Here is an 18097-nt window from a genome sequence, read left to right on the forward strand (position 1 = left end):
GGGGGACCCCACATGACCATCGACGTGATCATCGCCGGCGGCGGCCCGACCGGCCTGATGCTGGCCGCCGAGCTCCGGCTGCACGGCGTCCACGTAGTCGTACTCGAACAGCTCACCGAGCCGACCGGCCAGTCCCGCGGCCGCGGCCTGCACGCCCGCAGCGTCGAGATCATGGACCAGCGCGGCCTGCTCGACCGGTTCGCCGCCGTCAGCGAGAAGTTCCAGGTCGGCGGGTTCTTCGGCGGGGTCATGAAGCCGTGGCCCGACACCGTCGACACGGCGCACCCGTACGGCCTCGCCACCCCGCAGCCCGTCACCGAACGACTTCTGGAGGAACACGCCCGCGAACTCGGCGCCGACCTGCGCCGTGGCGCGGAACTGGTCGGCCTCGACCAGGACGACGAAGGCGTCACCGCCGAACTCGCCGACGGCACCCGCCTGCGCGCCCGCTACCTCGTCGGCTGCGACGGCGGCCGCAGCACCGTCCGCAGGCGGCTCGGCGTCGGCTTCCCCGGCGAACCGTCCGCCGTCGAGACCCTCCTCGGCGACATGGAACTTACCGAGGACCCCGCCTCCATCGCCGCCGTCGTCGACGAGGTCCGCAGGACGGAACTGCGGTTCGGCGCCATCCCGGAGGGCGGTGCCGGGGTCTACCGCGTCCTCGTGCCCGCCGAAGGAGTCGCCGAGGACCGTGCGGCCGCACCCACCCTCGACGAGTTCAAGCGGCAGTTGCGCGCGTACGCCGGCACCGACTTCGGCGCGCACTCGCCGCGCTGGCTCTCCCGCTTCGGCGACGCGACCCGGCAGGCCGAGCGCTATCGCGTCGGCCGGGTCATGCTCGCGGGCGACGCCGCGCACATCCACCCGCCCACCGGCGGGCAGGGGCTCAACCTGGGCGTGCAGGACGCGTTCAACCTCGGCTGGAAACTCGCCGCCGCCGTCGACGGATGGGCACCGGCAGACCTGCTGGACAGCTACCACGCCGAACGCCACCCGGTCGGCGCCCGCGTACTGGAGAACACCCGCGCGCAGATGACCCTCCTGGGCGCGGGGCCGGGCCCGACCGCGCTGCGGGATCTGCTCGGCAGGCTCATGGACTTTGAGGAGGTCAACCGGTACGTCACCGAGATGATCACCGCGGTCGGCGTCCGGTACGACTTCGGCGAAGGCCACGAACTCCTGGGCCGCCGCCTGCGCGACGTCGGCCTGCGGCAGAACGGGCGCCTCTACTCGCTCATGCACTCCGGCCGCGGACTGCTCCTCGACCAGACCGGCGGCAGGCTCTCGGCGGAGAGCTGGGCCGACCGGGTCGACCACGTCGCGGACGTCATCGACGCGAGCGAGCACCTCGACGTAGGCGACGCCCCCGCGCTGCTGCTCCGACCGGATGGCCACGTCGCCTGGGTCGGCGGGGACCGGCAGGACCTTCGCGAACACCTCGCGAAGTGGTTCGGCGAGGCGGGCGGCTGACGGGACTCGGCCACCACGTCTACCTGTCAGTAATATTTGCCCCACGGCGATTCTCCGCGACCGACACTTCCACCGCAGGTGCCGGGGGTCCAGCCCCGAAATCCCGGCGCGGATACCAGGTGTCGCCGCGCATACCGAGACGACCGGGTCGCTGCGCACTGGGGCACGCTGGTCCGCACGCCGCACGCCGCCCGCTGTCCCGCCGTCGCACCGTGTTCAACGGAGGGCGTGCCCCAGCCCCCGGCCCTCGCGACACGCCCGACGGCGCGGCCCTCGGATCCGCCGCGCCCGAGCAGGCAGGCGCCGGAACCGCCGCGCCACGGCCGGTTCCGGTGCGCCGCGGGGAGTCCCAGCGCGGCAGCGAACGGGGCATCCTGCGCTGAGTGTTCGTCATCCTCTTTGCCACCCTCATCATCGGCGGCGTCATCTGGCCGGCCGGCTACCTGACCGGCAACGGCGGGCACTGACAGGCGTACGGTGCCGCCGGACTGTTGCATCATGTCCCGATGACTTGGACTGCACCCCCCGCGCAACCCCGCGTCGCCGTGCCCACCGTCGGGGACGAACGGCTCCTGCTGGAGTCCCACCTCGACTTCCTGCGGCAGACGGTCCTGAACAAGTGCGCCGGGCTGACCGCCGAGCAGTTGCGGCAGCGCAGTGTCGAGCCGTCCGGCCTGTCACTGCTCGGCCTGGTGCGGCACCTGACCGAGGTGGAACGCAACTGGTGGCGGCAGCGGTTCGCCGGGCAGGACGACGTCCCCGACATCTACTACACGGAGGAGGCGCCGGACACGGACTTCGACGCGGTCGACAGCGCGGATCCCGCCGCGGCCTTCGACGCGTACCTGCGGGAGCTCGACGCGGTGCGCGCGACGGCCGCGGGCCGGTCGCTCGACGAGACGTACGTCGACCCGGTGCGCGGCACCGAGATCAGCCTGCGCTGGATCTTCATCCACCTCATCGAGGAGTACGGCCGTCACGCCGGCCACGCGGACCTCCTCCGCGAGCGCATCGACGGCCACACGGGCGAGTAGCCGCAAGCGGCAGAACGCCCGGCGGGTGCAGGAAGCAGCTCCCCGAAGAATCCCTCAGCCTCGAGGAACAACGCTCGCTATGGCGTGCCCTGCGGTGTGCCCTGAATGATCTCGCGTGCCACGCGGATGAGAGCCGCGTTGTCCGGGGCGGGAGCGCCGTCGGGGAGGTGGAGTACGTCTTCCAGGCCGACCCGGGCATCCAGGCGGCGGGAGGCCGCAAGTCGCAGAATGGGCCACGCGGCGGTGTCTTCGCCGTGCAGGAGAATCGGCGTGGCAACCGATTCGAGTTCATCCAGCAAGCCGGCTGCGGCATGGAGCGCGTCCTGCGGGCCGGCCTCGGTGATCTCGGCCAGGACGCGCAGGACTCGGCGGGATCCGGGCCAGTCCAGAAACCGTTGTGCTCCGGAAGTACCGGAGTAGATGCCGGCTTCGATGCCGATCCCCCGGTCCAGCAAGGCCGCGGCGACATCGGCGGCGCCGTCCTCGTGCCAGTTCACGGAAGCGTGGTCAGGTAGCACGGTCCAGGACCGGACCTGCGCGGCACGGGCATGAGCGTCCGCCGTGGCCCATGCACCGGTGGTGACCCCGACCGGGATACCTGGGACGGCAATTCGCACCGCGCTCACAGCGGCGGCGACGGCGGTGGCTTCCAGCGTGTCCTGACCGTCGCGATCTTTGGGATGCAGATGGACGTCCTCGGCGCCGGCGGCGACAGCCGCACGGGCCGCCACCGCCAGCTCGTCGGCGGTCACCGGCAGATGGGAGCACTCGGCACGGCTTCGCGCTCCGTTGAGGCAAACCTGCAACATGGCGCCATCCTTGCAGGTCGCGCACAAAAGTCTCCCTGTCAGGCGACCGGACTCAGCCTGGGATCGACTCATTCCCACAGATTGATCACGGCCCGATACCGGCCTTAGAGCGCGCCGCCGACGAGGAGTGCCAGGTCGATGAGGCGGTTGGAGTAGCCCCACTCGTTGTCGTACCAGCCGACGACCTTGACCTGCGGGCCGAGCACGCGCGTGAGTTCCGCGTCGAAGATGCACGAGGCCGGGTCGTTGACGATGTCGGTGCTGACGATCGGCGCCTCGGTGTAGGACAGCAGGCCCCGGTACGCGCCGGCGGCGGCCTTTGCGTACGCCTCCTTGACCTCCTCCACGGTGGTGCGCCGGCCGGTGGTGACGGTCAGGTCGGTGACCGAGCCGGTGGGGACCGGTACGCGCAGCGCGAACGCGTCGAGGCGGCCCTGGAGTTCGGGCAGGACCAGGCCGATGGCCTTGGCCGCTCCGCTGGAGGTCGGCGTGATGTTGAGCGCGGCGGCGCGAGCGCGGCGCAGGTCCGGGTGCGGGGAGTCCTGGAGGTTCTGGTCCTGGGTGTACGCGTGGACGGTGGTCATCATCCCGGACTCGATGCCGACGGCGTCGTGCAGGACCTTGGCGAGTACGCCCAGGCAGTTGGTGGTGCACGAGGCGTTGGAGATGATCGTGTGCCGGTCGGGGTCGTACGCGTCCTGGTTGACGCCGAGCACGACGGTGATGTCCTCGCCGCTCGCGGGCGCGGCGATGATGACCTTCCGCGCGCCGCCGTCGACGTGCGCGCGGGCCTTGGCGGCCTGGGTGAAGACGCCGGTGGACTCGATGACGACATCCACGCCCAGGTCGCCCCAGGGCAGGTCGGCCGGATCGCGTTCGGCCAGGACGGTGACCGTGCTGTCGCCGACGCGGATCGCGCCCGGCTCCGCGGTGACCTCGCCCGGGAAGCGGCCCAGGATCGAGTCGTACGCCAGCAGGTGGGCCATCGTCGGCACGTCGCCGAGGTCGTTGACGGCGACGATCTCCAGGTCCGCGTCCCGGGTGGCTGCCGCGCGGAAGACGTTGCGGCCGATGCGGCCGAATCCGTTGATGCCGACACGAACAGTCATGGTGGTTCCTCTCCTTGCGCCGACGAGGGGGTGGGCGCGCGGCCGCATGCCGAGGCGCGCGGACCGCGGGACCTCGGGTCCGCGGCGCGCCCACGCCAACAGCATAAGCAACTTAAATAAGTGTGCGATATATTTTTCGGCGTGGACCACACCTCGAACGACCGCCCCGCGGAACCGGACGCGGACCGCGACGCCGAACCGAATGTCGAACCGTGCGTCGAGCCGAAAGCCGAGCTGGACGTCGAGGCCTTCGCGGCCGCGGTCGAGAACTTCAACCGCTTCTACATCCGGCTCCCGGTGCTGGAGAAGCTGCCCTTCACGACGCTGTCGGTGCTCGACACCCTCGCGTTCGGCGGCGGCCCGATGCGGCTGACCGAACTGGCCAGGACCGAGCAGATCAGCCAGCCCGGAATCACCCAGCTGGTCACCCGCCTCGAACGCGACGGCCTCGTGGAGCGCCGCCCCGACCCGGGCGACGGGCGCGCCGTACTGGTCCACATCACCGAGGCCGGCCGGCGGATCGGCCGATCGCGGCACGCGGACCGCGCCCGCCACCTGGCGCCGCTCATCGCCCGGCTGACCGCCGAGCAGCGCCGGGCGATCGCGGACGCTCTCCCCGCCCTTGGCCGCCTCGCGGAACTCGGACGCGGCGCGTCGTAGAACGGGAACGGCGGCTCTGCCCGGGGTGGCGGGTCGAGTCCTGTGGCAGGTCGAGTCCGAGCCCCGCGACCGGGCCAACCCGAGCGGGTTTGTGGCCGTTGTGGGGCCCTGCCTACGATGACCGACCGCGAGACATGCACGAGACCAAAGCAGACAAAGGCAGATCGAGAAATGCCACGAAGGCCGCGAGAGCCGGGAGGTGAGGCGCATATGTCGGGCACCGGGCGCACGGTGGGGCAGGACGACCTCGAACGGCATCGCGCGGAACTGACCGGCTACTGCTACCGCATGCTGGGCTCGGCGTTCGAGGCCGAGGACGCGGTGCAGGAGACGATGATCCGGGCGTGGCGCGGCGCCGACCGATTCGAGGGCCGCTCGGCGCTGCGAACCTGGCTTTACCGGATCGCCACCAATGTGTGCTTCGACGCGCTGGCCGCGGCCCGGCGCCGGGCCCTGCCGATGGACCTGGCATCCCCGGTCAGCGGCGCCACCGGGCCGGGCGCGGCCTTCGACGACGCGCTGCTGGTCGGGCCGTTCCCCGACGCCCGCGCGCAGTCGGCCGAGGCGGCGGACCCGGCGACCGCCGCGGCCACCCGCGAGTCCGTCCGCCTGGCCTTCGTCGCCGCACTCCAACACCTGTCCGTCACGCAGCGGTCGGTCCTGGTGCTGTGCGAGGTCATCGGCTTCTCGGCGCGCGAAGTCGCCGAACTCCAGGACACCACCGTCGCGGCCGTGAACAGCGCCTTGCAACGCGCCCGCGCGACGCTCGCCGCGCGCCGGGGACCCGGCGGCGGGGACCCGGCCGCTCGCCCCGCCGACGATGTGCAGCGGGCCCTGGCCGCACGGTACGCCGACGCGTTCGCCCGCTACGACATGGAGCTGCTGGCCATGCTGCTGCACGTCGATGCCACGCTGTCGCTGCCGCCGTACGCGACCTGGATGCGCGGTGCCGGGGACATCCGGGCGTGGCTGACGGGACCCGCCGTCGGCTGCCGGAACTCCCGCCTGATCCCGACCATGGCGAACGGCGCTCCCGCCTTCGGCCAGTACCGGCTGGCCGAAGGCGGCGGCCACGCGCCCTGGGCGCTCCAGGTCCTTGAAACTTCCGGGTCCCGAATCACCGGCATCAGCTTCTTCCGCGACACCGATCGGCTGTTCCCGCTCTTCGAGCTGCCGGACCGGTTGGCCCCGGCCTGACCGACAGGTGCCGGGGCTGCGGGTGTCACGCGGCCGGCTGGGTGCTCTTCCGGGTGAACGCCCACAGGGCCAGGGCCAGACAGCTGAACGCGGCGCCGAGCACGCACACCGCGCCCCACCCGGCGGCCGCGTACAGGGTGGTCGCGGCGATGGCGCCGGTGGCGCTGCCGATCGAGTAGAAGACCATGTAGCCGCCGATCAGCCGGCTGCCCGCGTCCGGGTGCAGTGCGTAGATCACGGTCTGGTTGGTGACGTGGACGGCCTGGACGGCGAGGTCGAGGAGGACGATCCCGACCGCCAAAGCCCACAGCGAGCTGCGGGTGTACGCCAGCGGCAGCCACGAAACGGCGAGCAGCGCCAGCGCGGTGCCGGTGGTAGGCCCGGAGAGCCCGCGGTCGTTGAGGCGGCCCGCCGCGGTCGCGGCCAGCGCGCCGGCCACGCCGATCAGCCCCAGCGCGCCGATCGCGCTGTGGGACATGGCGTACGGCTCCTCGCTGAGCGGCAGCGCGATGCTGCTCCACAGCGTGCTGAAAGAGGCGAAGACCAGCAGGCCGAACAGGGCCCGTAGTCGCAGCAGCCGTTCGCGGGCGAAGAGGGTGACGGTGGAGCGAAGGAGCCGGCCGTACCCGAGGGTCGACGCCCGGGCGGCGACGTGGCGCGGGAGTACGCGGTGCAGCACGAGCGCGAGCAGCGCGGTCAGGGACGCCGAGGCGACGTAGACGGAGCGCCAGCCGGCGAGGTCGGCCAGGACGCCCGACGCGGTGCGGGCGAGCAGGATGCCGACGACCACGCCGCTGGTGACCAGGCCGACGACCCGGCCGCGGCCGGCCGGAGGGGCGAGTGATGCGGCGAAAGCCACCATCGTCTGGGTGACGACCGCGAGGAGCCCCGTCGCGGCCATGCCGACGAGCAGGACCGCCGCGGTGGGGGCGGTCGCGATCACGGCCAACGCCCCGACGAGGAGCAGCAGTTGGGCCACGATGAGGCGGCGCCGGTCGGCGATGTCGCCGAGCGGTACGAGGAGGAACAGGCCCAGCCCGTACCCGACGTGGGTGAGGGTGACCACGCTGCCGACCAGTGCCGGGCTCATCGCGAGGTCGTCGCCCATGGTCACCAGGAGCGGCTGGGCGAAGTAGACGTTGGCCACCGCGGCACCGCAGGCGACGGCGAAGAGCGTGACGACGCGGCGGGACAGGACGTACGCCGGGGCCTCCCGGTCCGCGCTTCCGTCCGTGCTCCCTTCCGTGCGTCCGCCCGCGGAACTCGCCTTTGTCGGGCGCGTGTTCGCCGGGTCGTGGGCTGCCGGGGCGCATGGGGTGGGGTCGCCGCCCTCCCCCGCCCCTGCCAGGGTCTGCCGTGTCGCCGCGTCGCAGTTTCCGGGCATGTGTGTGCCTCTCGCTCTCTGGTTTCATCTTGCTACCAGACTGGGACGCTATACGGCCTTGGTAGCATGTTGCAACCAGATGGAGCGGCAGCGTGGAAACGAGGGAAGCCATGGTCAGCAGGACGCGCTTCGACGACGACGCATGCCCCGTCGCCCGGTCGGTGGACGCCATCGGCGACTGGTGGTCGCTGCTGATCGTGCGGGACGCGTTCGACGGCAGCCGCCGCTTCGGGGAATTCCAGCGCAGCCTGGGCGTGGCGAAGAACATCCTCACCGCGCGCCTGCGCACCCTGGTCGCGGGCGGTGTCCTGGAATCCGTGCCCGCCTCGGACGGCAGCGCCTACCGCGAGTACGCGCTGACCCCCAAGGGCCGGTCGCTCTTCCCCGTCATCGTGGCGCTGCGGCAGTGGGGCGAGCAGAACTGCTTCTCCCCCGGCGAATCGCACTCGCAATTGCTCGACGTACGGCAGGGCCGCCCGCTCCGCCCACTGGAGGTGCTGTCCGCGGACGGGCGACCCCTGACCCCGGACGACACCGCCGTGCACAAGGTCAGTGCGGACTAGACCGCCTCGCGCCCGGCCCTGGAAGTCCCTTACCCTGTGCCGGACTTCACGTCGATGACGTCACATCGCGGCGCGCGCCCGGCCCTGCGGGTCGTCGTCTTGTTCGGGTTCCGTCTTCTCCGCGGGGCGCACCTCGGGGTGCTCGGGCCCCTGGTGCTTCCCGGGGTCAGGATGGCGGCCGGGGTTCCGCGTCGCGGCGGCGGCCCGTCCCCGGGCGCGGTCCATCTCGCGCCACTCCGGCCGCAGTCCGGCCAGGCTCGTCGTCAGGAAGTACGCAGCCCCGCCCGCCACCAGCACCGGCACCAGCCCGGCGGAAGCCACCGCCGCACCGGCGATCAGCCCGCCGAGCGGCATACCGGCCCAGGAGAACGCGTCACCGAGCGCGCTGACCCGGCCCAGCATCCGCCGCGGCACCCGTTCGAACAGCACGGCCCCCAGCACCGGGTTGAGGAAGCCCGCCCCGAACCCGGACACAGCGAACACGGCCAGCACCACTCCCAGCGGCGCGTCCACGGCGAGGACCAGGAACCTCGGCGCACCGGCCAGCAGGAACCCGGCGAAGAACACCAACCGGCGGCGCAGCCGATGGGCGGCCACCGCGGCGATCAGGCTCCCGGCGACAGCCGCGGCCCCCATGACCGTGCCGGTCAGGCCGATCGCGGTCGGCCCGTTGCCGGACTCCTTGGCCCATACGGGCATGAGCACCGCGGCGAACGCCATGTCGAGCAGGTTGGTGATCCCCACCATGACGATGACGGTGAGCAGCAGCGGCTCGCCGCGCAGGAACGCGAAGCCTTCGCCGAACCGCCGCCAGTAGCCCGGCTCCTCGCCCCCGCCACCGTCCCCGTCCCCGTCCCCGTCCTCGTCCCCGTCCCCGTCCCCGTCCGCGCCACCGTCCCGGCCCTTCACGCCGTCGCCGTCCGGCGCCGCGGCGTCCTCGTACGGGTGGCCCATACCGCGCGGCAACGCCACCGCGACGACCACCGATCCGAGGGCGAAGCAAGCCGCGTTGACAACGAGCCCGACCAGGGGGCCGAGCAGCGCCACCACGGCGCCGCCGACCGCGGGGCCGAGGGTGAACGCGAGCCGCTCGGTCACGCCCGACAGGCCGGTGGCCCGTTCCAGCGGTACGCCGGCGCGTTCGGCGGCCTCCGGGACCATGACTTCCTTGGCCGAATCGGCGGGCCCGCGGGCCGCGCCGACCATCGCGACCAGCGCCAGCAACAGCGGAAAGGACAGCAGGTCCAGGGCGTGCAGCAGGGGGACCGCGGCGGCGGCGACGGCGCTGGTCAGGTCGGTGGTCCAGGAGACGGACCGCGGGCCGATCCGATCGACGACCGGTCCGGCGAACGCTTTTGCCAGCACGTACGGCGTCATCTCGCAGAACGCCACCAGACCGGTCCGGGTCGCGCTGCCGGTGGTGACGAGCACGAACCAGGGCAGGGCCACCGCCGAGATGCGCGTACCGGTGAGCGACACGGCCATGGCGGCCAGCACCCCGGCCAGCGGACGCACCGACCGCCAGCCCGTTTCCTGGGCCGAGCCCCGGTCCAGGTCCAGGTCCCGGTCCGGTTCCGGCCGCGGGGCGGGGGCTCGCTCGGTCACAACGGCTTCGCTCCCGCGGCCGGGTCCGGGCCGGTGTCCGACTCGGGCGTATCCAGTTCGGGCAGGAGCAGTGCGATGACGCCGACCCGCCGGGCGCCTTCCGGTGCGTCGGCCGCGGTGTCCGGCAGGTCCCTGCGGTGGCGGTCGAGCACGGCGTTGAGTTCGGCGCGCAAGGCGACGGCCTCCGCGGGCGTCAGCCGCAGGGCCCAGTCGCTCATGTCGAAGCCCTCCCGCCACTCGCGCGGCATCGACGGGAGGCTGTTCAGCGTCTGCTGGGTGCGCACGGTGTACGTGGCGGCGACGGAGCGCAGGTACGCGAGGGTGGCGTCCGGCTCAAGGGCCGCGAGGTCGTGGTCCCGGAGCTCGGTGACCTGGTGCACGGCACGCCACCAGCGCTCGCGGGCGTTGCCGAGCCCCGTGTCCTCCTCGACGAAACCGGCCGCGCCGAGTTGGCGCAGGTGGTAGCTGGCGGTCCCGGAGTTCACGCCGAGGCGCTCGGCCAGGCGGGTGGCCGTCGACGGGCCGTGTTTGCGCAGGAGGCCGACGAGTTGTACGCGTACCGGGTGGGCCAGGGCGCGTAGGCCCTTGGCGTCCAGCACGGCGGCGTCGGGGTCGCTGGAGCCGTACGTGGTGTGCGTGCCGCGCCGCGGGCCGTCGGGCGTCTTCGAGGTGTCCGTCACCCGGTCCACGCTAAACCGCAAAGGGTTCTTCGCAAAGAGATATTCGCGAAGGACTCTTTGCGGTTTGGGTCGGGTCGATCCGCGCCGGCCTGGACAGGAGCTGGTGCCCGGGCACGGCCGGGGCCGGGGCCGGGGGCGAGGCCGACCACCCGCGCGTCCAACTGGTAGGCATTGTCATTGTTCTGATTGTGTGTCAGGTTGCTGACGCACAAATTGCGCCACACCCGCACCGCCTGTCACATCCCTCCCTGCCCGGCGGTTGCCCGACTCTGCGTTCCCTCCGGGCGGACCTCCCCGGCCCCGGAAGGACGCACATGCGAATACGCGGCAAGGTCAAGGCGGTCGCAGTCACCGCCGCACTCACCGGACTACTCGCCCTGCCCTCCCCCACCGCCCTCGCCGACCCCGGTGCGGCGGGTGCACCGCTCACCGCACCCACCCCCGCCCAGGTCGCGGCGCTCGGCCTGCCGCACGACGACCCCACCCGGGTACGCCCCGCCGCCGAACCCGGCACCGGCACCAACGACCCGACGCCCGGTCCGACAGCCGGACCGGTCGAAGGAACCGTCACCCTCATCACCGGCGACAAGGTGACCGTCCGCACCGTCGGCGGACGCCCGACCGCCGAGGTCGCCCCCGCCAAGGGACGCGAGCGCATCCCGTTCACCGTCGTCGCCGACGGCCCGGCCATCGCGGTGGTGCCGGCCGACGCGCTGACCGTGCTGCGGGCCGGCAAGGTCGACCCGCTCTTCTTCGACGTCAGCAGCCTGCTCGCGTGGGGCTACGGCGACGCTCGCAGCGCACAGATTCCGGTCCTCGCCAAGCGCGCCCCCGGCAAGTCGGCGCCGGAGGCCGCCCTGAGCGGCAGCGTGCGCACCCGTTCGTTCGAACGCCTCGGCGTGGACGTCCTCGACGTACGCAAGTCCGCGACCCCCGCGCTGTGGAAGTCGCTCGTCGGCGGGCAGCCGCAGGCCCGTCTCGGCGACGCCGCCGCGCCGCTCGGCGGCGGGCGGGTGGCCAGACTCTGGGTCGACGCAGTCGGGACGGTCATCGACGACGTCAGCAACGGCCAGATCAACACGGCGCCGGCCTGGCAGGCCGGGTACACCGGCGACGGCGTGCGCGTCGCGGTCCTGGATACCGGCTACGACGCGACGCACCCCGATCTGCAAAACGTCGTCGCCGCCGAGGCGTTCGTGAGCGTCGCGTCCGACCCCGAGGTCGACGAGGAGGGCCACGGTACGCACGTCGCGTCCGTCGTGGCCGGCTCCGGCGCGGCGTCCGGCGGCCTGTACAAGGGGGTGGCCCCGGACGCCGACCTCGTGATCGGCAAGGTCTGCGCGGGCAACGCCTGCCTCGAAAGCGACACGCTCGAGGGCATCGAGTGGGCGGTCGAGACCGCGCAGGCCAAGGTCGTCAACATGAGCCTGCGGTTCCCGGTCTCCGACGACAGCAGGCCGATCATCGACCTGGTCAACACCTACGCGGTCTGGGGTGTGCTGTTCGTGGTCGGCGCCGGCAACAGCGGGCCGGGCACCATCGCCGTGCCGGGCGCGGCGGCGGGCGCGCTGACCGTCGGGGCGTCGAACGGAACGTCGGGCCTGGCGTCGTTCTCCAGCCGCGGGCCGGTCTACAACCACCTCGTCAAGCCGGAGGTGGTCGCCCCGGGGGTCGGCATCGTCGCGGCCCATTCCGCGGACGCACTGGCCGAGATCCCGGTCGGCACGCAATACGACCGGCGCAGCGGCACGTCCATGGCCGCCCCGCACGTCGCCGGCGCAGCGGCGCTGCTCATGCAGCAGCACCCGACCTGGCCCGCGCTGTACGTCAAGGGCGCGCTGATCGCGAGCGCGACGCCGCTGTCGGGTGCGACGCCGTTCGAGCAGGGCCGGGGCATGGTGAACGTGGGTGCGGCCCTGCAGCAGACAGTGGTTCCGTACCTCACACCGCCGGTCGGGCTCGCCGCGCCGCATGCTCCGGGTCAGACGGCGACCGCGTACACGATGGTCGCCAACCAGGGCGCGCAGCCGGAGACGCTCACGTTCACGGTCTCGGCGGTCACGCTGCAGGGCGCCCCGGCCCCGGCCGGCCTGGTGACCGTGCCCGCGGCGCCGGTGACGGTGCCGGTTGGCGGGACGGTGGGCGTCGCGGTCACCGGTCACGCCGACGGCGTTGCGGCCGGCGACTACGCGGTCGTGCTGACCGGCCGGGACGGCACGGGGACGGTCAGGACCACCGCGCTGGTGAGCCTGTATGTCGAGTAGCCCGGCGGCGCGGCCCGGCACCCGAGGCCTTCGTCCGACGTGACCCCGGGCCGGACCGGCCACACCCGGCCGGACCGGGGTCCCGGCCGTACGCGCCGGGATTCCTGCGGACGCAGATCGCGCACCGATCAAGTTTCCGCGCCGTGCCCGTCAGTACCTGTGAGACCGACTCACGAAAGGCCGGCACGATGCGGAAACTGATCTTCGCCATGAACCTGAGCCTGGACGGCTACATCGCCACGCCCGGCGACGACCTCGGCTGGAGCGTACCGAGCGACGAACTGTTCCAGTGGTGGTCCGACCGGGTGGCGGCGACCGACCTTGCGCTGTACGGGCGCAGGCTGTGGGACACGATGAGCTCCCACTGGCCGACCGCCGACCGGCAGCCCGGCGCCACACCGGCTGACATCGAGTACGCCCGCCGCTGGCGGGACATGCCGAAAGTGGTGTTCTCGTCGACGGCCCGCACGGTCGACTGGAACACCCGCCTGGTCACCGGCGACGCGGTCGCCGAGATCACCCGGCTCAAGGCCGAGGACGGCGGCCCGATGGACATCGGCGGCGCCACGCTGGCCGGGGCGGCCATGCGGGCCGGGCTGATCGACGAGTACGTGCTGCTCACCCACCCGGTCCTGGTGGGCGGCGGCACGCCGTTCTTCACCGCCCTGGACAAATGGGTGCACCTGGACCCTCTGGAGACCCGGCCGTTTCCCGACGGCGTGGTGCTGACCCGGTACGAGACCAGGCGATGAGGCCGCTGTCCGATCACAGCGTCGGGGGCACGCCCAGCCAGGGTTTGTCGGTGGCGTCGAATCCGGTGAGCTCGGCGATCTTCCCGTCGACGACGTGCAGGACCGCGATGGCGAACAGCCGGTGCTCCGGAGCCTCGGGGGTGCGGAGGTAGAGCACGGCGGCCGGCATGCGGTTGACCGTCGTGGTTGTGCAGCGCCAGTCGTCGTGGCCGGGCTGGAAGAGCCCGCCGGAGACCCAGCCGTCCACCGCGTCCTTGGCCGTGGCGGACGAGGTTCCCCGCTCGGGCAGCATCGCGAAGCGCAGGTCGTCGCGCAGCAGGGACGTCAGCCCGGCCAGGTCGTTGCGCTTGTGGGCGTCCATGTACGCCTGCACCACGTCCCGCTCGTCGTTCGACAGCTCGTGGGTGGCGGGCCTCCGCCAGTCGAGGCGGCGGTCGGGGAGCTGCTCGCGCATCGTCGCACGGGCCCGCTGCAGTGCGCTGGTCACCGATGCGGCGGTCAGGTCGAGGGCGTCGGCGGCCTTCGGCGCCGGCCAGCCGAGGACGTCGCGCAGGATGAACACCGCCCGCTGCCGCGGCGGCAGGTGCTGGACGGCCACGATGAACGCCAGCTCGATCGTCTCCCGTGCCACCACCGATTCCTGCGGGTCCTCGGGGAGCATCCGGTCGGGGTAGGGCTGGAGGTACAGCACCTCGGAGTCCGGGCCCGGCAGCCCGGTCGGCACGGGTGTGCGGTCGTTGCGCTTGTCCAGGAAGTCGAGGCAGGCGTTCGTCGCGATTCGGTACAGCCAGGTCCGCAGGGCGGCGTGGCCCTTGAACGACTCCCGCTTGTGCCACGCCCGCAGGAACGTCTCCTGCGTCAGGTCCTGGGCGTCCTCGTAGTTCGCGAGCATCCGGTAGCAGTGCACCCGCAGCTCGCGCCGGTGGCGCTCGGTGATGCGTGCGAACCGCGCCGGGTCGCCGGAGCGGACCGCCGCGAGGAACGCGGCCTCGTCGGCGCCCAGCGGTCTGGGGTCGGTCATGGTCGTCAATCCTTCCACCGGTGCGAGGGCTGACAGAACCGACGACCCGGCGGACGGTTTCTGATCGGTGGGCCGCGTCCCGCGCACGGGCCATCCCGCTGTCGCCGACCCCAAATCTCACTTAACGTCCTAACAGGATTGTTTGTATGGCGAGACGTGCCGAGACGTGTCGAGATTCGGCGAGATTTGGCGAGATTTGGCGAGAGGGGCCTGCGGTGGCACTGCACGAGGCGAGGGACCCGGCCGAGGCCGACGCGTCCACCGATGTGTTCGCGACGGCACTCAGCCGCCACGAACTCTCCAAGTACCGGATGCCCGAGGACCACTCCCCGGCCGACGTCGTCTACGCCGTCATCCACAACGAACTCCTCCTGGACGGCAACGCCGCACAGAACCTCGCGACGTTCTGCACCACCTGGTCCGAGGACGAAGTGCACCGGCTCATGAACGAGTGCCTCGACAAGAACATGATCGACAAGGACGAGTACCCGCAGACCGCGGAGATCGAGTCCCGCTGCGTCAACATCCTCGCCAACCTGTGGAACGCCCCCACCACCGCGACGGCCGGCAACGCCATGGGCTGCTCGACGACCGGCTCCAGCGAGGCCGCCATGCTCGGCGGGCTCGCCCTCAAATGGCGCTGGCGCGAACGCCGCCGCGCCGCGGGCAAGCCCACCGACCGGCCCAACCTGGTCTGCGGCCCCGTCCAGATCTGCTGGGACAAGTTCGCCCGCTACTTCGACGTCGAACTCCGGCAGGTCCCCCTCGAACCCGGCGCCACCGGACTTCGCGCCCACCAGCTCAAGGACCACGTCGACGAGAACACCATCGGCGTCGTCGCCATCCTCGGCGTCACCTTCACCTGCGACTACGAACCCGTCCAGGAGATCGCCGCCGAACTCGACCGCATCCAGGCCGACCACGGCTGGGACATCCCCATCCACGTCGACGCCGCCAGCGGCGGCTTCATCGCCCCCTTCCTCCACCCCGACGTCGTCTGGGACTTCCGCCTCGAACGCGTCGCCTCCATCAACACCTCCGGTCACAAGTACGGCCTCGCCCCGCTCGGCGTCGGCTGGGCCGTGTGGCGCAGCGCCGACCTCCTTCCCGACGACCTCGTCTTCCGGGTCAACTACCTCGGCGGCGACATCCCCACGTTCGCCCTCAACTTCTCCCGCCCCGGCGGCGAAATCGTCGCCCAGTACTACAACTTCCTGCGTCTGGGCCACGGCGGCTACCGCGCCGTCCAACAGGCCTGCGCCGAAACCGCCCAGGCCTTCGCCCGCGAGATCGCCGCCATGGGCCCGTTCACCCTCCTGTACGACGGCGACGGCGCCCTGCCCGCCGTCTCGTACACCCTCACCGACCCCGACACCTGCGGCTTCAGCCTCTACGACCTCTCCGACCAACTGCGCATGCGCGGCTGGCAGGTCCCCTCCTACCCGCTGCCCGCCGACCGCGAGGACACCGTCATCCAGCGCGTCCTGATCCGGCACGGCATCGGCCGCGACGAAATCGGCCTCCTCGCCGACGACATGCGCCGCTCCCTGCACCGGCTCACGCACGGCGCGCCCGCCGACGCCGACCGCGCGGGATTCCACCACTGATGCCCGTCCCCGCGCCGGACACCCGGGACATCGACTTCGCCGCCGTCGTCGACTTCGTGACCGCCGCCACCGCGCCCCACATCGGCGCGGGCAAGGTCGCCGACTACATCCCCGACCTCGGCCGCGTCGACCCGAACCAGTTCGGCTTCGCCGTCGCCACCGTCGACGGCGCCGTGCACACCGCAGGCGACGCCGACGTACGCTTCGCCATCGAGAGCATCTCCAAGATGTTCACCCTCGCCCTCGTCCTGTCCCGCGACGACGGCAGCCTGTGGCAGCGCGTGCACCGCGAACCGTCCGGCGAACCGTTCAACTCGCTGATCCAGTTGGAGATCGAACAGGGCATCCCGCGCAACCCGTTCATCAACCCCGGCGCCATCGTCGTCACCGACCACCTCCACACCCTGACCGGCAACGCGTACGACGCCGTCCGCACCCTGCTGCGCGACGAAACCGGCAACCCGGACCTTCACGCGGACGGTGTCACCCACGGCTCCGAGGCCTACAGCGGCGACCGCAACCGCGCGCTCGCCTACCTCATGGCCGACTTCGGCAACCTGCGCAACCCGGTGCCCGTCGCCCTCGACCACTACTTCCGGCAGTGCTCCATCATGATCACCTGCACCGAACTCGCCCGGGCCGGACTGCTGCTGGCCCGCCGCGGACGCCGCGCCGACGGCACCCGGCTGATCAGCGCCGACGACGCCCGCCGCATCACCGCGATCATGACCACCTGCGGGACGTACGACGAAGCCGGCGAATTCGCGTACCGCGTCGGCCTGCCGTGCAAGAGCGGCGTGGGCGGCGGCCTCCTCGCGGTCGTCCCCGGCCGCTGCGCCGTCGCCGCTTGGGGCCCGGGCCTGGACCCCAAGGGCAACTCCGTGGCCGGCGCGGTCGCCCTGGAGACCTTCGCCGCGGTCTCCGGCTGCTCCCTGTTCTGACCGTTGCCGCGGCGTGGGGGGACGGGTTCGGGGCCGGGGCCGGGGCCGAGCTGCGGATGGGGGTTGGGGTTGCGGGCCTGGGTTGCGGGCTCGGGCTGCGGGCTGCGGGTTGCGGGTTGCGGGTTGCGGGCTCAGTGGTCGGGAAGGCTGCCCAGAGGACGCGGGTCCGCGCCGGTGACCTGCCGGGCGAATTCCCGTGAGATGCCGAGGATCTCGTGCATCGGGACCGGCCGGCGGCTCAGGTCGGCCGACTCGTGCGCCTCCTGCGACCAGAGGAACGGATACACCGTCACCCCGTGGGTGGGCGACAGCTCCGCCACGTCGCGGGACCAGTGCGACCATCGCACCGAGGAGTAGAACTCCGGCAACGCCTCCCCGGCCAGCAGCCACCCCAGCCAGTCGCCGTGGCCCGCGCCGAGGGGCTCCCAGGACACCGAGTCCGGGGCGAAGTACACCACTTCCCCGGAGTCTCCCGGCCGCCGCCCCCGGCGGGATCGCGGCCGTTGACGGCGAACACGCGGCCAGCACGTCGTGTGCCGGCACCAGCCCGGCGGCGGGCGACCAGCCCCGGTCCGGTACGGCCGGAAAGCCGTTCACCGCCCCCAGCCCGGGCATGCCGCCGGCCGCACCGGTGCCTGCGCCCCCGTACACACGCACCCAGCCGTCGTCCACCAGGATCCCGCCGCAGTGCAGGGCCACGGCGCCGACGAAAGAGCGCGTGGTGACCTGCAGTTGCCGTAGGCACGCGGCGCCTTGTGCGGCGTCCCCGGGCAGCGGGGTCACGCGTACCGAACTCCCCGCGACCGCCTACGCGACGAGCGGCCAGGCCGGATCCGCTATATCGGTCAGGTCCTCCACATCACGCAACTGGCCATAGTCGCAGCGGTGGTCGCGGCCCACCGCGCCCGGCGTCCGGAGCGGACAGCCGAAGCGGCCTCGGAGGCCGAAGCGGTCGGCTGTGGTGGACGTCCGCGGCGGGGCGTCCTGACCGGTGCCGGGCG

17 protein-coding genes and 1 pseudogene are annotated in these 18097 nt (G+C 72.3%); 9 read left to right on the forward strand and 9 right to left on the reverse strand.

The annotated features are described in order from the left end of the window. Positions 1-12 precede the first annotated feature (12 nt). Positions 13-1470: a rifampin monooxygenase gene (rox, locus tag AB0C36_RS38940; protein WP_358363594.1), complete on the forward strand. Its 1458-nt coding sequence runs from the start codon at positions 13-15 to the stop codon at positions 1468-1470. Between the two features lie 506 nt (positions 1471-1976). Continuing rightward, complete coding sequence (locus tag AB0C36_RS38945; RefSeq protein ID WP_358363576.1) at positions 1977-2504, forward strand: DinB family protein; 528 nt, start codon at positions 1977-1979, stop codon at positions 2502-2504. Between the two features lie 77 nt (positions 2505-2581). Here AB0C36_RS38945 and AB0C36_RS38950 read toward each other — a convergent pair whose 3' ends face one another. Both AB0C36_RS38950 and gap read right to left on the reverse strand, forming a co-directional pair. Continuing rightward, entirely contained in the window at positions 2582-3313 is a 732-nt protein-coding gene (locus AB0C36_RS38950) for a 3-keto-5-aminohexanoate cleavage protein (RefSeq protein ID WP_358363577.1), read from the reverse strand. Positions 3314-3417: 104 nt separating this feature from the next. Then, complete coding sequence (gap, locus tag AB0C36_RS38955) at positions 3418-4422, reverse strand: type I glyceraldehyde-3-phosphate dehydrogenase (RefSeq protein ID WP_358363579.1); 1005 nt, start codon at positions 4420-4422, stop codon at positions 3418-3420. Positions 4423-4563: 141 nt separating this feature from the next. On the opposite strand from gap, the gene AB0C36_RS38960 reads away from it, so the two are divergent. Next, positions 4564-5082, forward strand: coding sequence for a MarR family winged helix-turn-helix transcriptional regulator (locus AB0C36_RS38960; protein ID WP_358363581.1), 519 nt, complete (start codon positions 4564-4566; stop codon positions 5080-5082). Between the two features lie 210 nt (positions 5083-5292). After that, positions 5293-6279 (forward strand): RNA polymerase subunit sigma-70, encoded by a 987-nt coding sequence (locus AB0C36_RS38965; RefSeq protein ID WP_358363583.1) that lies wholly within the window; start codon positions 5293-5295, stop codon positions 6277-6279. A gap of 25 nt (positions 6280-6304) precedes the next feature. Here AB0C36_RS38965 and AB0C36_RS38970 read toward each other — a convergent pair whose 3' ends face one another. Further along, complete coding sequence (locus AB0C36_RS38970) at positions 6305-7663, reverse strand: MFS transporter (protein WP_358363585.1); 1359 nt, start codon at positions 7661-7663, stop codon at positions 6305-6307. Positions 7664-7773: 110 nt separating this feature from the next. On the opposite strand from AB0C36_RS38970, the gene AB0C36_RS38975 reads away from it, so the two are divergent. After that, positions 7774-8226: a winged helix-turn-helix transcriptional regulator gene (locus tag AB0C36_RS38975; protein ID WP_358363595.1), complete on the forward strand. Its 453-nt coding sequence runs from the start codon at positions 7774-7776 to the stop codon at positions 8224-8226. 60 nt (positions 8227-8286) lie between these two features. On the opposite strand, the gene AB0C36_RS38980 is transcribed toward AB0C36_RS38975, so the two are convergent. Together AB0C36_RS38980 and AB0C36_RS38985 are read right to left on the reverse strand one after the other, a co-directional pair. Beyond that, complete coding sequence (locus tag AB0C36_RS38980; RefSeq protein WP_358363597.1) at positions 8287-9711, reverse strand: MFS transporter; 1425 nt, start codon at positions 9709-9711, stop codon at positions 8287-8289. A gap of 116 nt (positions 9712-9827) precedes the next feature. Then, on the reverse strand, positions 9828-10511 hold the full coding sequence (locus tag AB0C36_RS38985; RefSeq protein ID WP_435839205.1) for an ArsR/SmtB family transcription factor: 684 nt from the start codon (positions 10509-10511) through the stop codon (positions 9828-9830). Between the two features lie 314 nt (positions 10512-10825). Here AB0C36_RS38985 and AB0C36_RS38990 point away from each other — a divergent pair, with 314 nt between their 5' ends. Beyond that, positions 10826-12775: a S8 family serine peptidase gene (locus AB0C36_RS38990; RefSeq protein ID WP_358363586.1), complete on the forward strand. Its 1950-nt coding sequence runs from the start codon at positions 10826-10828 to the stop codon at positions 12773-12775. Positions 12776-12963: 188 nt separating this feature from the next. Beyond that, complete coding sequence (locus tag AB0C36_RS38995; protein ID WP_358363587.1) at positions 12964-13527, forward strand: dihydrofolate reductase family protein; 564 nt, start codon at positions 12964-12966, stop codon at positions 13525-13527. 13 nt (positions 13528-13540) lie between these two features. Here the strand turns inward: AB0C36_RS38995 and AB0C36_RS39000 are convergent, their stop codons facing one another. Continuing rightward, a complete protein-coding gene (locus tag AB0C36_RS39000; RefSeq protein WP_358363589.1) occupies positions 13541-14548 on the reverse strand; it encodes an RNA polymerase subunit sigma-70 in 1008 nt (335 codons plus the stop codon). Between the two features lie 215 nt (positions 14549-14763). Here AB0C36_RS39000 and gad point away from each other — a divergent pair, with 215 nt between their 5' ends. Next, on the forward strand, positions 14764-16155 hold the full coding sequence (gene gad / locus AB0C36_RS39005) for a glutamate decarboxylase (protein ID WP_435839206.1): 1392 nt from the start codon (positions 14764-14766) through the stop codon (positions 16153-16155). Beyond that, positions 16155-17096, forward strand: a complete 942-nt coding sequence (locus tag AB0C36_RS39010) for a glutaminase (protein ID WP_358363591.1) — start codon at positions 16155-16157, stop codon at positions 17094-17096. Before gad ends, AB0C36_RS39010 begins: the two co-directional genes overlap by 1 nt. A gap of 131 nt (positions 17097-17227) precedes the next feature. Here the strand turns inward: AB0C36_RS39010 and AB0C36_RS39015 are convergent, their stop codons facing one another. The 3 genes and pseudogenes from AB0C36_RS39015 to AB0C36_RS39025 all read right to left on the reverse strand — a co-directional run. Continuing rightward, positions 17228-17554 (reverse strand): DUF2625 family protein, encoded by a 327-nt coding sequence (locus AB0C36_RS39015; protein WP_358363592.1) that lies wholly within the window; start codon positions 17552-17554, stop codon positions 17228-17230. A gap of 121 nt (positions 17555-17675) precedes the next feature. Then, positions 17676-17879 (reverse strand): annotated as a pseudogene (locus AB0C36_RS39020) (DUF2625 family protein); the annotation flags it as partial. Positions 17880-17903: 24 nt separating this feature from the next. Next, on the reverse strand, positions 17904-18097 hold a 194-nt coding region (locus tag AB0C36_RS39025; protein ID WP_358363593.1), incomplete at its 5' end, for a hypothetical protein.

It is taken from the genome of Streptodolium elevatio (assembly GCF_040649515.1).
Lineage (GTDB): Bacteria > Actinomycetota > Actinomycetes > Streptomycetales > Streptomycetaceae > Yinghuangia > Yinghuangia elevatio.